Origin of the sequence: Amycolatopsis sp. NBC_01480, from assembly GCF_036227205.1 — a bacterium.
Taxonomy (GTDB): domain Bacteria; phylum Actinomycetota; class Actinomycetes; order Mycobacteriales; family Pseudonocardiaceae; genus Amycolatopsis.
In genome coordinates this window covers 6,541,636-6,555,661 of sequence record NZ_CP109442.1, presented here as the reverse complement: position 1 = coordinate 6,555,661, position 14,026 = coordinate 6,541,636, and the positions used below count along the sequence as shown (strand labels likewise).

The window sequence follows — 14,026 nt, the reverse complement described above, 5'->3', positions numbered from 1 at the left end:
TTCCCCTTCCTCGAAGGCTGATCTCCTCGAGTCCACGGTCCGGGTGGCACGTTTCGCCCACCGCTCCGGGGCGCTACCGGGGTGTTACGAGTTCCCCGGCCATCGGCGGCGGCGTTAACAAGCGGCGTGCCGGAGCGGCGTTGCCGGAAACCGCGTCAGGCTTCCTCGTCCTCGAGCATCTCGGGGGTCACGGCCGACTCCGTGTCCGGGATGCTCAGGTCCTTGGCGCGCTTGTCCGCCATCGCCAGCAGCCGGCGGATCCGGCCGGCCACGGCGTCCTTGGTCATCTGCGGCTCGGACAGCTGGCCCAGCTCCTCCAGCGACGCCTGCCGGTTCGACAGCCGCAGCTTGCCCGCCGCCAGCAGGTGGTCCGGGGCCGTGTCGCCGAGGATCTCCAGCGCGCGCTCCACGCGGGCCGCCGCCGCGACGGCCGCGCGGGCCGAGCGGCGCAGGTTCGCGTCGTCGAAGTTGGCCAGCCTGTTCGCGGTCGCGCGCACCTCGCGGCGCATCCGCCGCTCTTCCCACTGCAGCACGCTCGTGTGCGCGCCGAGGCGGGTCAGCAGCGCGCCGATCGCGTCGCCGTCGCGGACGACCACGCGGTCCGCGCCGCGCACCTCCCGCGACTTCGCCTGGATGCCCATCCGCCGGGCCGCGCCGACGAGCGCGAGCGCCGCCTCCGGCCCGGGGCAGGTGACCTCCAGCGAGGACGAGCGGCCCGGCTCGGTCAGCGAGCCGTGGGCCAGGAACGCCCCGCGCCACGCGGCTTCGGCGTCGGCCACCCCGCCGGAGACGACCGCGGCGGGCAGCCCGCGCACCGGGCGCCCGCGCTGGTCGATCAGCCCGGTCTGGCGGGCCAGTCCCTCACCGTCCTTGACCACGCGCACCACGTACCGCGTCCCCTTGCGCAGCCCGCCGCTCGCGGTGATCACGTGCACGTCCGAATGGTGCCCGTAGAGCTCGTGGATCTCCCGGCGCAGCCTCCGCGCCACCGAGCCCGTGTCCAGCTCCGCCTCGACGACCACCCGGCCGGCCACGATGTGCAGCCCGCCCGCGAAGCGGAGCAGTGACGCGACCTCCGCCCGGCGCGGCCCCATCTTGGTGATCTCGAGCCGGCTCAGCTCGTCCTTCACCGCGGCGGTCATCGCCATGTACTGCCCCTCCTGCCTTCCGCTCCGCGCCCGCCGTCACCCACGGTGCTCCCCACCGAGACCGAGAGCCTCTCTCATGCACCGGGCGAGCGCATCAGGATCATGCCGTCCCTCCACCACCGGGTCGCCCACCGCCCCCAGGTGGGCCCGGCCGCCCAGCCGGCGGGCCGCGCGGCGGAGACTCGCCGGGTCCGGCACCGAATCGCGGTCCGCGATGACGGCGTCGACCCGCAGCTCCGGGGCGTGCTCGAAGAGTACGTCGAGGTGGCGCTCCGGCGAGAATCCGGCAGTTTCCCCCGGCTGGGGGACAAGGTTCAGCACGACGACCTTCGTCGCGGTGGTCCGCACGAGCGCGTCGTAGAGGTCCGGCACCAGCACGTGCGGCAGCACGCTGGTGAACCACGAGCCGGGGCCGAGGAACACCACGTCGGCGCCGAGCACCGCCTCGATCGCCTCCGGGCAGCCCTTCGGCGGCCGCGGCAGCCGCCCGACCGGGTGCAGGCTGATCCGGTGCACCTGCCCCGGGGTGCTCGCGACCGCGACCTGGCCGCGGATCAGGCGCAGCGCCGCCGGGTCCTCGCTGTCGAGGCCGCTCACCTCCGCCTCGATCTCCAGCGGCTCCGGCGACATCGGCAGCACGCGCCCGGACACGCCGATCAGCCGGCACGCCTCGTCGAGCGCCGCCACCGGGTCGCCGAGCACCTCGAACAGCCCGGCCAGCAGCAGGTTGCCCACCGCGTGGCCGGCCAGCGCGCCGTCGCCGCCGAACCGGTGCTGGAACACCTCGGCCCACAGCGTGCCGCCGTCCTCGGCGGCGAACGCGGCGAACGCCTGCCGCAGGTCGCCCGGCGGCAGCAGGCCGAGCTCGCGGCGCAGCCGGCCGGAGGACCCGCCGTCGTCGGCGACGGTCACCACGGCCGTGACCTCACGGGTGACCCGCCGCAACGCGGTCAGCGTCGCGTGCAGGCCGTGTCCCCCACCGAGCGCGACAGCGCGCACCTCACTCGCGGCCAAGGTCGCGGTGCACCACCTTCACGGCCATTCCGTCCTCATTGGACAGTCGCTGGGCGAGCTCTTCGGAGATCGCCACACTGCGGTGCTTGCCGCCGGTGCAGCCCACCGCCAGGGTCAGGTACCGCTTGCCCTCGCGCTTGTAGCCCGCGCCGATCAGCCGCAGCAGCTGGTGGTAGCGGTCGAGGAACTCCTCGGCGCCTTCCTGCGACAGCACGTAGTTGCGCACCTCGCCGTCGAGCCCGGTGTGCTCGCGCAGCTCCGGGATCCAGAACGGGTTCGGCAGGAACCGCACGTCCATCACCAGGTCGGAGTCCATCGGCAGGCCGTACTTGTAGCCGAACGAGAGCACCGTGACACGGGTCTGCGTGCTCGCCTCGGAGCCGAACGCGTCCTCGATCTTCGCGCGCAGGTCGTGCACCGACAGCGCGGAGGTGTCGAGCACCAGGTCGGCCTCCTCGCGCAGCGGAGCGAGCAGCCGGCGCTCGGCGGTGATGCCGTCGGCGAGCCGGCCGTCGGCCTGCATCGGGTGACCGCGGCGGACCGCCTCGAACCGGCGCACCAGCACCGCGTCGGTCGCCTCCAGGAACAGCACGCGCGGCTTGTAACCCCGCGCGTCGAGGTCCTTGATCACCGAGGCCAGGTCGTCGGTGAACGCGCGCGAGCGCACGTCCATCACCACGGCCACCTTGGTGATCGCGCCGCGCGCCTGCGCGCCCAGCTCGACCATGGTGGCGATCAGCTCCGGCGGCAGGTTGTCCACCACGAACCAGCCCAGGTCCTCCAGGCACTTCGCCGCGGTCGAACGCCCTGCCCCCGACAGGCCGCTGACGACGGCGACCTCCATCCCGGTTCCCCGGTTGTCCTCTTGCGCACTCACGATGGTTCCTTCTCCGATCACGGCCCTTGTTCCCCTCCCGGGGCGGTGGCACCGGTCTCCCCGGCCAGTGCCGCCACCACGGCCTCCGCGGTGCGCCTGCCGAAGCCGGGCACCGCCTCGATCTCTTCGACCCTGGCCTGCTTGAGCTTCTTCACCGAGCCGAAGTGCTTGATCAGCGCGGTGCGCCGAGCCTGCCCGAGCCCGGGCACACTGTCCAATTCGGACGCCTGCATGCGCTTGCCGCGCTTCTCGCGGTGGTAGCGGATGGCGAACCGGTGCGCCTCGTCGCGCAGCCGCTGCAGCAGGTACAGCGCGTCGGACGTACGCGGCAGGATCACCGGGTCCGGGTCGGCCGGCAGCCAGACCTCCTCCAGCCGCTTCGCGAGGCCGACCACGGCGATGTCGGTGATGCCCAGCTCCGACAGTACTTCGGCGGCCGCGGTGGCCTGCGGACCCGCGCCGTCGACCACCAGCAGGTTCGGCGGGTAGGCGAACTTGCGCGGCCGGCCGGTCTCCGGGTCGATGCCGGGACGCGGCGGCTCGGCGCCCTCGTCCGCCGCGGTGTCGCGGTCCGCCGCCTCCTCCGCGCTTTCCTTCAGGTAGCGGTGGAACCGGCGGCGCACCACCTCGGCGATCGACGCGACGTCGCCCTCGTCCGCCGCCTCGCGCAGCGCGAACCGGCGGTACTCGGACTTGCGCGCCAGGCCGTCCTCGAACACCACCAGCGACGCGACCACGTCGCTGCCCTGGATGTGGCTGATGTCGATGCACTCGATGCGCAGCGGCGCGCTGTCGAGCGCCAGGTAGTCCTGCAGCTCCTGCAGCGCGGCCGAGCGCGCGGTGAGGTCGCCGGCGCGGCGCAGCTTGTGCTGGGTGAACGCCTCGGCGGCGTTGCGCGCCACGGTTTCCGCCAGCGCCTTCTTGTCCCCGCGCTGGGCGACGCGCAGGCTCACCCGCGAGCCGCGCAGGCCGGACAGCCACTCGCCGAGCGCCTCGGCGTCCGCGGGCAGCTCCGGCACCAGCACCTCGCGCGGCACCACCGGCCCGCCGTTCACATCGCCGGAGTCCGCCCGCTCGGACTCTTCGCCGTAGAACTGCGTGATGAAGTGGTCGACCAGCGCCGGGACGTCCATCTCCTCGGCCTTGTCGATCACCCAGCCGCGCTGCCCGCGCACCCGCCCGCCGCGGACGTGGAAGACTTGGACGGCGGCCTCCAGCTCGTCGTGGGCGAAGGCGACCACGTCGGCGTCCGTGCCGTCGCCGAGCACCACGGCCTGCTTCTCCATGGCCCGGCGCAGCGCGCCGAGGTCGTCGCGCAGCCGCGCCGCGCGCTCGAACTCCAGCTCCTCGGACGCGGCCGCCATCTCGCGCTCCAGCCGCCGGACCATCGCGTCGGTCCGGCCCGCCAGGAAGTCGCAGAAGTCTTCGACGATCCCGCGGTGCTCGTCCGCCGAGACCCGCCCGACGCACGGCGCCGAGCACTTGTCGATGTAGCCGAGCAGGCAGGGCCGGCCGATCTGGCCGTGCCGCCGGAACACCCCGGCCGAGCAGGTGCGCGCCGGGAACACGCGCAGCAGCAGGTCGAGCGTCTCGCGGATGGCCCACGCGTGCGCGTACGGGCCGAAGTAGCGGACGCCCTTCTTTCGCGCGCCGCGGTAGACGTGCAGCCGCGGGTACTCCTCGTTCATCGTCACCGCGAGCACGGGATAGCTCTTGTCGTCGCGGTAGCGGACGTTGAACCGCGGGTCGAACTCCTTGATCCAGTTGTACTCCAGCTGGAGCGCCTCGACCTCGGTGCTGACCACGGTCCACTCGACGCCGGCGGCGGTGGTGACCATCTGCCGGGTGCGCGGGTGCAGGCCGGTGAGGTCGGCGAAGTAGGAGTTCAGCCGGCTGCGCAGGCTCTTCGCCTTGCCGACGTAGATGACCCGCTTCGCGGCGTCGCGGAATTTGTACACGCCGGGCGCGTCCGGGATGCTCCCCGGCGAGGGACGGTAGGTGGTCGGGTCAGCCACGGTTCGAATCTACGCAGTGGCACGAAGTGCCTCCGTTGAGGGTGGCGGTGGGGACATGGGTGGTCCTATGGCGCGGCACCGACAGTTTCGCGAGGCCCCTCGCCGGCAAGTCCGTCAAGGACTCCTTACCGGCGTAGGACGCGGGCAAGGAGTCCTTGACGGCGGTTCCGGTGACCCGACGGAAGTCGGGTACTCCGGACAGAAGCGACGTTCGTCGGTTCCGGCCCTGGTCAGCGCGCGGTTACTTTCCGTTCGGCCGAGAGCACTCGGCGTCTCCCCCGGTCCCCACCGGTCCCCGAAAGGATCCCGCCTTGAGCAGAATCCGCATCGCCGGCGCAGTCACCGCCGCCGCCGTCGCGCTGACCCTCGCGGGCGGCGCCGCCGCGTCCGCCCAGACGGACATCGTCGGCGGCGGCACCGCGCCCACGGTCAGCTGGGGCGCGCAGGTGTACGTCAACACCCCCGGCCGCGACTTCCAGGGCTTCAACTGCTCCGGCACGGTCATCGCGCCGAGCTGGGTGATGACCGCCGTGCACTGCCTCGACGAGGACGGCAGCGGCATGTTCGTGCGCGTCGGCACCAACACCCTGTTCGGCGGCACGAAGATCGCCGTCGACCAGAAGCAGGAGTCGCCCAACGGCGACATCGCCCTGCTGCACCTCGCGCAGACCACCAGCGCCGCGCCGGTCACGCTCGGCAGCGCGGACCCGGCCAACGGCAGCACCAACCAGCTCTACGGCTGGGGCCGCACCACCCCGACCGGACCGCCGGCGTCCGCGCTGAAGGTGGCGAACGTCCAGGTCACCGGCCGCTCCACGGACGCGTACGGCGGCCGCGCGATCCAGAGCGTCGGCGTCAACGGCTCGGCGTGGAAGGGCGACTCGGGCGGGCCTGAGATGTCGAACGGCGCGCAGGTCGGCGTCGCCTCGACGGTGCAGAACCAGAGCGGCACGAACACCCGCGGCACCAACAACTACGCGAGCGTCGCGTCCAGCCGCTCGTGGATCCGGACCACGGCCGGAGTCTGAGCCCGGCGGGGTGCGCGGCGGGTAGGACCGGCCGCGCACCCCTATCCTGATGGGCATGCGCATCGCGACCTGGAACGTCAACTCGATCACCCCGCGGCTGCCGCGGGTGCTCGACTGGCTGGCGCACTCGGCCCCCGACGTGCTGTGCCTGCAGGAGCTGAAGAACACCACCGAGGCCTTCCCGGTCGAGGACGTGCGCTCGCTGGGCTATGAGACCGCCGCGTACGGCCTGGGCCGCTGGAACGGCGTCGCGATCCTCTCCCGGGTGGGACTGTCCTCGGTGACCCGGGGCCTGACGGGCGAACCGCAGTTCAACGAGGCCACCGAGGCCCGCGCGATCGGCGCGACTTGCGGGGGCGTCCGGGTTTGGTCGGTGTACGTGCCCAACGGGCGCGAGCCGGACAACCCGCACTACGCGTACAAGCTGGAGTGGCTGGAAGCCTTGCGGCAGACCGTTTCGGCGGAACTTACGGAGGAGCCGTTCGCCGTGCTGGGCGACTTCAATGTGGCCCCGGCGGACGAGGATGTCTGGGACATCGCGGCTTTTGCGGACTCGACGCATGTGACGGAGCCTGAGCGTGCGGCTTTGGCGCGGTTGCGGGGTGCCGGGCTGGCGGATGTGTTCCCGCGGGCGTTGAAGTACGACCACCCGTTCAGCTACTGGGACTACCGGGCGGGAAACTTTCCCAATAACCGGGGTATGCGGATTGACCTGGTGTACGGGAATCGCGCGTTCACCGGGGCGGTGACGGATTCCTATGTGGATCGTGAGGCGCGGAAGGGCAAGGGAGCTTCGGACCACGCGCCGGTTGTGGTCGACCTTTCCCTTCAGCCCGCACCAGCCTGAGACCTACCGGGAGGAATTCACCATGCCGTACACCGTGGACTTCACCACCGTGTCGACCGCCGGCCTCGAGTCGTCGCCGGTCGCGGACGCGCTCGCCGGCCTGCGGGCGAACGAGGCCCGGTACTTCAAGAACAAGTACGACCACGTCTTCACGGTCGAGCCGGCGGGCAGCGCCCAGCCGACCGTCGACTGGGTGCACCGGATCCTCGACGCGGAACGCGGCATCGTCATCTCTTCGTCCCCGCTCGAGGCGACTGGGTTCCAGGTCGAAAACATCCGGATCGCTTACGTCTTCTACAAGAGCGGCCTGTCGATCAACGTCATGTACACCCTCGACGAAGCCGGCAAACGAGCAGTCGGATTCAAGCTCTCCGACGGGATGGAGGTCCCCGCGGAACTCGGCTCGTTCAAGTTCGCCCGGCAGAAGTCGAAGCTGGCCGGGACCATCCGCGGCTCGTACTTCGTGATCAAGAACGAGTACTGACCGAAGCCTGCTGCGCGACGCCAGGCAATTCCTGCGCTACAGCTTCACCTGAGTCAAGCCGCCTCGTGTGCCGCCCGGTGCAGCCGGCGCAGGGCGCGCACCGCGGCGACGGCGCGGTCGCGGTCCACGGCTTGTACTGCCATCACCGAGAAGTACTCATCCTCAGGCAACTCGAAACGAGCCCAAGAAGCCCCGTCCGGGAAGCTGACCGACAGCACGTCCGTCCAGGCGAAGCGGCGGGTGGCCAGGACGTTGCGGACCTCGACGCCGTCCGCGTCCGCGCGGACCCGCGGCATGGCGAACAGCATGGTGCCCGCCGCCAGCAGGATGCCGATGCCGATCATCGCGGCCTGGTCGGCCGGCTCGAACACCACGCCGGTGTGGGAGTTGCGCAGCAGGACCGCGACCACGATGAACACGCCCAGCAGCAGCACCGCCAGCACGCTGCACATGATCAGCGTCCGCCGGGGGCGGATCACCAGGGTCGCGGTCTGCTGGTCGGTCATGCTCGCGCTCACACGAATCCCCGTTCGGTCCACGGCTGGCGCAGGCCGCGCAGCACGTGGGCGGTGTCGAGCGCCGCGACGGCGGCCTCGTAGCCCTTGTCCTCCACCGAGCCCGGTTTCCCGGACCGGGCCAGTGCCTGCTCCTCGGTGTCGCAGGTCAGCACGCCGTTGCCGACGGGAGTGCTCTCGTCCAGCGCCACCCGCGTGAGGCCGGCCGTCACCGCGTCGCAGACGTACTCGAAGTGCGGGGTGCCCCCGCGGATCACCACGCCCAGCGCGACGACCGCGTCGTGGTTGCGCGCCAGCGCCTGGGCCGCCACCGGCAGCTCCACGGCGCCGGCCACGCGGACCACGGTCGGCTCCTCCTCGAGGTCGGCCTCCTTGGCCGCGACCAGCGCGCGCTCCAGCAGCGTGTCGGTGATCCCGGCGTTCCACCGCGTCGCCACGATGCCCAGCCGCAGCGCCTTGCAGTCGCTCAGGTCCAGCTGGACGTCGGGACGCCCTTCCCCGCTCATCGCTCGCTCTCCCCTTCTGCGCCCGGCTCGGCGGCGGTCACCTGCTCGTAGTGCTCCAGCTGCGCGAGGTCGTGCCCCATCCGGTCGCGCTTGGTGCGCAGGTACCGCAGGTTCTCCGGGTTCGGCGAGATCGGCAGCGCCACGCGGCCGGTCACGCGCAGGCCGTAGCCCTCCAGGCCGACGCGCTTGGCCGGGTTGTTCGTGAGCAGCCGCATCGACCGGACGCCCAGGTCGCACAGGATCTGCGCGCCGGTGCCGTAGTCGCGGGCGTCGGCGGGCACGCCGAGCGCCAGGTTCGCGTCCACGGTGTCCGCGCCGGCGTCCTGCAGCTGGTAGGCCTGGAGCTTGTGCAGCAGGCCGATGCCGCGGCCCTCGTGACCGCGGATGTAGAGCACGACCCCGCGGCCCTCGTCCGCGACCGCCTGCAGCGCCGCCTCCAGCTGCGGGCCGCAGTCGCAGCGCAGCGAGCCGAAGACGTCGCCGGTGAGGCACTCGGAGTGCACGCGGACCAGGATGTCCTCGCCGTCGCCGATCTCGCCGTAGACGAAGGCGACGTGCTCGATGCCGTCCAGCAGGCTGTCGTAGCCGACCGCGCGGAAAGTGCCCGCGGCGAGCGGGATCCGCGCCTCGGCGACGCGCTCCACCTGCCGCTCGGTACGGCGCCGGTAGGCGATCAGGTCGGCGATGCTGATGATCGTGAGGCCGTGGTCGGCGGCGAAGACCTCCAGCTCGTCCCGCCGCGCCATCTCGCCTTCGTCCTTCTGCGACACGATCTCGCAGAGCACTCCCGCCGGGTGCAGCCCGGCCAGCCGGGCCAGGTCGATCGCCGCCTCGGTGTGGCCGGGACGGCGCAGCACGCCGCCTTCCTTGGCGCGCAACGGGACCACGTGGCCGGGCCGGCGGAAGTCGGCGGCCTTCGAGTCCGGGTCGGCCAGCAGCCGGATGGTCCGCGCCCGGTCCACCGCCGAGATGCCGGTGCTGATGCCCTCGGCCGCGTCCACGGTCACGCTGTACGCGGTGCCGCGGGCATCCTGGTTCGTGTGGAACATCGGCGGCAGGTCCAGCCGGTCCGCCTCGGCCTCGGTCAACGGCACGCAGACGTAACCGGAGGTGTACCGCACCATGAACGCCAGCAGCTCCGGCGTCGCCTTCTCCGCGGCGAAAATGAGGTCGCCCTCGTTCTCCCGGTCCTCGTCGTCCACCACGACCACCGCGCGACCCGCGGCGATGTCGGCGATCGCCGCCTCGATCGCGTCGGCGTCGAACACCGCGCCGGCACCGCAGGGCGTCCACCCCGCCTGCGGCTCCGCTGCCCTCGTCTCGCTCACGCCTGCTCCTTCGTGCCGTCCCCGCTGACGTGGTCATTGTGCGCCCGGCCGGCCAGATGCGGGACGGCCAGCTTCTCCACGTACTTCGCCACCACGTCCACCTCCAGGTTCACCAGGTCGCCCGCGGTCCGGCGGCCGAGGGTGGTGACCTCCAGCGTGGTCGGGATCAGGGCGACCGAGAACGAGTCCTCGGTGATGGCCGCGACGGTCAGCGAAACTCCGTCGACGGCGATCGAGCCCTTCTCCACCACGTACCGCCCCAGGCCCGTGGGCAGGGCGAACGTGGTCACGCCCTGCTCGTCGCGGGAGAGGAAGACGCCGGTGCCGTCCACGTGGCCCTGCATGATGTGCCCGCCGAGCCGCCCGCCCGCGGGGGTGGCGCGCTCGAGGTTCACCGCGTCGCCGACGGCCACCTTCGCGAGGCTGGAACGCTGAAGTGTCTCGTTCACCACATCCACGGTGAACTCGCCGCCGGAGACCGTGACCACGGTCAGGCAGACGCCGCTCACGGCGATCGAGTCGCCGTGGCCCGCGTCGGAGGTGACCAGCGGGCCGCGGACGCTGAGCCGCGCCGCGTTCGGCAGCTGCTCGACCGCCGTGACCTCGCCGACTTCCTCGACTATGCCGGTGAACACCGCTGCTGCCTCCCGTGTGAAGAAACCACCCGCCGAACCGGGTGCCTTCCATCCAACACCCGCCGATGCCCGGGTGCTCCCCCGGGCGCGGGCGTCAGCCGGCCCGGTGCCGCGCGGCCTGCTCGCGCAGCGCGGCGACCGCCTTGCCCGGGTCCTGCGCGCCGTAAACCGCGGAGCCGGCGACGAAGCAGTCGACGCCCGCTTCGGCGGCCTGCTCGATGGTGTCGGCGTTGATCCCGCCGTCGATCTCCACCACCAGCTTGAGGTGCCCGGTGTCGACCAGGCGGCGCGCGGTGCGCACTTTGTCCAGCACGTCCGGCATGAACGACTGCCCGCCGAAGCCCGGCTCCACGGACATCACCAGCAGCGTGTCGTAGTGCTTCAGGGTCTCGAGGTGGGGCTCCAGCGGCGTGCCCGGCTTGATCGACAGGCCCGCCTTCGCCCCGGCCGCGCGCAGGTTCTTCGCCAGCATCACCGGGTCCGCGGCCGCCTCGACGTGCACCGTGACGTTGTACGCGCCGGCCTCGGCGTACCCGATCGCCCAGCGGTCCGGGTCGTCGATCATCAGGTGGCAGTCGACCGGCACGTCGGTGGACTTCAGCAGCGACTGGACCACGGGCAGGCCGAGCGTCAGGTTCGGCACGAAGTGCGCGTCCATCACGTCCACGTGCACCCAGTCCGCGCGGGTCTCCCCGGGGTGCGCGACGGCGGCGATCTCCTCGCCCAGACGGGCGAAGTCCGCGGACAGGATGCTGGGTGCGATGAGGGGTCGTTCGGCCACGACCCGAGTGTAGGAGGCCGTCCCCCGCCGCTGCTCACCGGCTGTGACGCCCTGGTTGTTCGCTTTACGGACATTCCTCGCTCACCGCGATTCCGCGCCCGGAACACATGCGGGCGGACTAATGACCCAGTCCGGAACTTCCGGATGTACCGCCTAAAACCCCCGTGCTAGGAGAACCGATGAGAACGCTCTTCGCAGGCCGCCGCAAGTGGCTGACCGCCGGCGCGCTGGGCGCCGTGCTGGTCGCCGCCGCGGGCGGCACCGCCCTCGCGACGCCCGACGACGCCGGCGTCCGCGCCGCCTCGGCCGGCGACCGCACCCAGGAGGTGCGGAACGCGATCCAGGGCGGCAGCGCGCGGAACGTGGTCCTGTTCATCGGCGACGGCATGGGCCAGTCCGAGATCACCTCGGCGCGCAACTACTCCCGCGGCGCGGCCGGACGGCTCGCCATGGACGAGCTGCCGCTGACCGGCGACTACACCACGTACGCGGTGGAGAAGGGCAACCCGGCCAAGCCCGACTACGTCACCGACTCGGCGGCGTCGGGCACCGGCTGGGCGACCGGCACCAAGAGCTACAACGGCGCCATCTCGGTGGACGCGTACGGCAACCCCGTGCCGACGATCCTGGAGCTGGCCAAGCGCGCCGGCCTGCGCACCGGCGACGTCACCACCGCCGAGGTCCAGGACGCCACCCCGGCCGTGCTCGGCTCGCACGTGGTCAGCCGCGACTGCAAGGGCCCGGACGAGACGAGCAGGCTCTGCCCGGCCAATGCCAAGGAGAACGGCGGCGCCGGCTCGATCGCCGAGCAGCTCGTGCAGACCCGTCCCGACGTCCTGCTCGGCGGCGGCGCCAAGTACTTCGCGCAGAACGCCAAGGCGGGCAAGTTCGCCGGCAGGCCGGTGCTGGACCAGGCCAAGGCCGCGGGCTACCAGGTCGCCCGCACCGCCGCCGACCTCGCCGCCGCGAAGCCCGGCAAGCCGCTGCTCGGCCTGTTCGCCGAGGGCAACCTGCCGGTGAACTGGACCGGCCCGCCGGCCAAGACCGGCGGCACCGCGCCGACGCGCTGCACCCCGAACCCGGCCCTGCCGGCCACCCAGCCGAAGCTCGCCGACCAGACCCGCAAGGCGTTGCAGCTGCTGGACGATCGCCGTAGCGACAAGGGTTTCTTCCTCCAGGTGGAGGGCGCCAGCATCGACAAGCAGGACCACGCGGCCGACCCGTGCGGCCAGATCGGCGAGGTGGTCGACTTCGACGCGGCGATCGCCGCCGGCATGGCCTTCGCCCGCAGCCACGCGGACACGCTGGTGCTGGTCACCGCCGACCACGGCCACACCAGCCAGATCATCGGCAACGGCACGGTCAGCCCCGGCGAGACCGCCACGCTGATCACGAACGAGGGCGCGGACATGACCCTCAACTACGGCACGGCGATGCCCGGGCAGTCGATGGACCACACCGGCACCCAGGTCCGCATCGCCGGCTACGGCCCGCAGGCGGCGAACATCGTCGGGCTGACCAACCAGACCGACGTGTTCGGCACGCTCAAGCGGGCCCTGCGCCTGCGCTGAGGTAGAGGGTGGGGTCAGCCCCCGGCACAGGCCGGGGGCTGACCCGGTGGTTTCGCCCGCGCCACCGCGACACGATCTTCCCAGGCACTCGACCGAGGGGAAGATCATGAAAATGTCCTTGCGCTGCAAGCAGATCACCGCCGTGGGCACGCTCGCCGTGCTGACCGCGGCCGTGGTCGCCGCACCGGCCGGGGCGGCCACGGCCGACCCGGTCCGCCAAGCGCTCGCGGTGCTCACGACCGGCGACGGCGTGCCGGGCGCGGAGGCCGTGGTGCGCGAAGACGGCCGGATCCGGACCGTCCGCAGCGGCGTCGGCGACCTGGCGACCGGGGCCCCGATCCCGGCCGGCGCGCGGTTCCGGGCAGGCAGCGAGACGAAGTCCTTCGTCGCGACGGTGGTGCTGCAGCTCGTCGCCGAGGGCCGGGTCCGCCTGGACGCGCCGATCGCGAAGTACCTGCCGGGCGTCGTGACCGGGAACGGCAACGACGGCGCGAAGATCACCGTGCGCCAGCTGCTGCAGCACACCAGCGGCCTGCCCAACTACACCGATTACCTGCTCCAGGGCGACGCGGAACAACTGCGCCACCGCGGCGCCGAGCCGGCCGAACTGGTCGCGATGGCCCTGGCGCACCCGCCGTTGTTCGCGCCCGGCACGTCCTGGTCGTACTCGAACACCAACTACGTGCTGGCGCAGATGCTCGTGGAACGGGTCACCGGGCAGTCGCTGGCGCACGAGGTCGGCGCCCGCATCGTCCGCCCGCTCGGGCTGACCGGCACCTCCCTGCCCGGCCGCGGCGACGAGACGCTGCCCGGCCCGCACCCCCGCGGTTACGTGAACCTGCCGGACACCAGCGGCCCGGCCGACTTCACCGACTTCGACCCGAGCATCGCCACGGGCGCGGGCAACCTGGTCTCCACCGGCGCCGACCTCGACAAGTTCTTCACCGCCCTGCTCGGCGGGCGGCTGCTGCCGCCGGCCCAGCTCGCCGAGATGAAGCGCACCGTGCCGGTCCCGGGCAGCACCCAGGGCTACGGCCTGGGCCTGATCTCCCAGCCGCTGCCGGGCGGCGGCCGGTATTGGGGCCACGACGGCGAAATCTTCGGCTTCTTCAGCCGCACCGGCGTCACCGACAGCGGCCGCAGCGCCACCGTCATGATCAACGAGGCCCCGGCGCCGGACGCCGCCACCGGGCACCTCGACGCCGCTCTCGAAACGGCACTGACCCAGCGTTAAGCAGCGTGCGGGGCTTGCGGTTCGGCCACGGTTCCACGCCGTC

At 72.1% G+C, this 14,026-nt stretch carries 14 protein-coding genes; 5 read left to right on the top strand and 9 right to left on the bottom strand.

Going from position 1 to position 14,026, the window contains the following annotated elements:
- Window positions 1-155: 155 nt before the first annotated feature.
- Genes whiA through uvrC form a run of 4 tightly spaced genes read right to left on the bottom strand, consistent with a single transcriptional unit; the run spans window position 156 to window position 5,054 of the window.
- Window positions 156-1,148: a DNA-binding protein WhiA gene (whiA, locus tag OG371_RS31340; RefSeq protein WP_091618824.1), complete on the bottom strand. Its 993-nt coding sequence runs from the start codon at window positions 1,146-1,148 to the stop codon at window positions 156-158.
- A gap of 36 nt (window positions 1,149-1,184) precedes the next feature.
- Window positions 1,185-2,147, bottom strand: coding sequence for a gluconeogenesis factor YvcK family protein (locus OG371_RS31335; protein ID WP_329073319.1), 963 nt, complete (start codon window positions 2,145-2,147; stop codon window positions 1,185-1,187).
- Window position 2,148: 1 nt separating this feature from the next.
- On the bottom strand, window positions 2,149-3,006 hold the full coding sequence (gene rapZ / locus OG371_RS31330; RefSeq protein ID WP_329073318.1) for an RNase adapter RapZ: 858 nt from the start codon (window positions 3,004-3,006) through the stop codon (window positions 2,149-2,151).
- Between the two features lie 50 nt (window positions 3,007-3,056).
- On the bottom strand, window positions 3,057-5,054 hold the full coding sequence (uvrC, locus tag OG371_RS31325; protein ID WP_329059076.1) for an excinuclease ABC subunit UvrC: 1,998 nt from the start codon (window positions 5,052-5,054) through the stop codon (window positions 3,057-3,059).
- Between the two features lie 311 nt (window positions 5,055-5,365).
- Here uvrC and OG371_RS31320 point away from each other — a divergent pair, with 311 nt between their 5' ends.
- The 3 genes from OG371_RS31320 to OG371_RS31310 are packed head-to-tail and all read left to right on the top strand — an operon-like array spanning window position 5,366 to window position 7,413.
- A complete protein-coding gene (locus OG371_RS31320; protein ID WP_329059075.1) occupies window positions 5,366-6,082 on the top strand; it encodes a S1 family peptidase in 717 nt (238 codons plus the stop codon).
- 55 nt (window positions 6,083-6,137) lie between these two features.
- Window positions 6,138-6,929 (top strand): exodeoxyribonuclease III, encoded by a 792-nt coding sequence (locus tag OG371_RS31315; RefSeq protein WP_329059073.1) that lies wholly within the window; start codon window positions 6,138-6,140, stop codon window positions 6,927-6,929.
- Between the two features lie 22 nt (window positions 6,930-6,951).
- Window positions 6,952-7,413, top strand: coding sequence for a phage tail protein (locus OG371_RS31310; RefSeq protein WP_329059072.1), 462 nt, complete (start codon window positions 6,952-6,954; stop codon window positions 7,411-7,413).
- Window positions 7,414-7,466: 53 nt separating this feature from the next.
- Here the strand turns inward: OG371_RS31310 and OG371_RS31305 are convergent, their stop codons facing one another.
- From OG371_RS31305 to rpe, 5 genes are all read right to left on the bottom strand, one after another.
- Entirely contained in the window at window positions 7,467-7,919 is a 453-nt protein-coding gene (locus OG371_RS31305; protein ID WP_329059071.1) for a PH domain-containing protein, read from the bottom strand.
- Window positions 7,920-7,927: 8 nt separating this feature from the next.
- Complete coding sequence (ribH, locus tag OG371_RS31300; protein WP_091618813.1) at window positions 7,928-8,434, bottom strand: 6,7-dimethyl-8-ribityllumazine synthase; 507 nt, start codon at window positions 8,432-8,434, stop codon at window positions 7,928-7,930.
- Entirely contained in the window at window positions 8,431-9,702 is a 1,272-nt protein-coding gene (locus OG371_RS31295; RefSeq protein WP_329073317.1) for a bifunctional 3,4-dihydroxy-2-butanone-4-phosphate synthase/GTP cyclohydrolase II, read from the bottom strand. The genes ribH and OG371_RS31295 overlap by 4 nt, the downstream gene beginning before the upstream one ends.
- Before the next feature lie 56 nt (window positions 9,703-9,758).
- A complete protein-coding gene (locus tag OG371_RS31290; protein WP_329059069.1) occupies window positions 9,759-10,397 on the bottom strand; it encodes a riboflavin synthase in 639 nt (212 codons plus the stop codon).
- A 94-nt stretch (window positions 10,398-10,491) separates the two neighbouring features.
- Complete coding sequence (gene rpe / locus OG371_RS31285) at window positions 10,492-11,178, bottom strand: ribulose-phosphate 3-epimerase (RefSeq protein WP_329059068.1); 687 nt, start codon at window positions 11,176-11,178, stop codon at window positions 10,492-10,494.
- A 179-nt stretch (window positions 11,179-11,357) separates the two neighbouring features.
- Between rpe and phoA the strand changes: the two genes are divergently transcribed.
- Both phoA and OG371_RS31275 read left to right on the top strand, forming a co-directional pair.
- Window positions 11,358-12,749 (top strand): alkaline phosphatase, encoded by a 1,392-nt coding sequence (gene phoA, locus OG371_RS31280; protein WP_329059067.1) that lies wholly within the window; start codon window positions 11,358-11,360, stop codon window positions 12,747-12,749.
- A 106-nt stretch (window positions 12,750-12,855) separates the two neighbouring features.
- On the top strand, window positions 12,856-13,983 hold the full coding sequence (locus OG371_RS31275) for a serine hydrolase domain-containing protein (RefSeq protein ID WP_329059066.1): 1,128 nt from the start codon (window positions 12,856-12,858) through the stop codon (window positions 13,981-13,983).
- Window positions 13,984-14,026 lie beyond the last annotated feature (43 nt).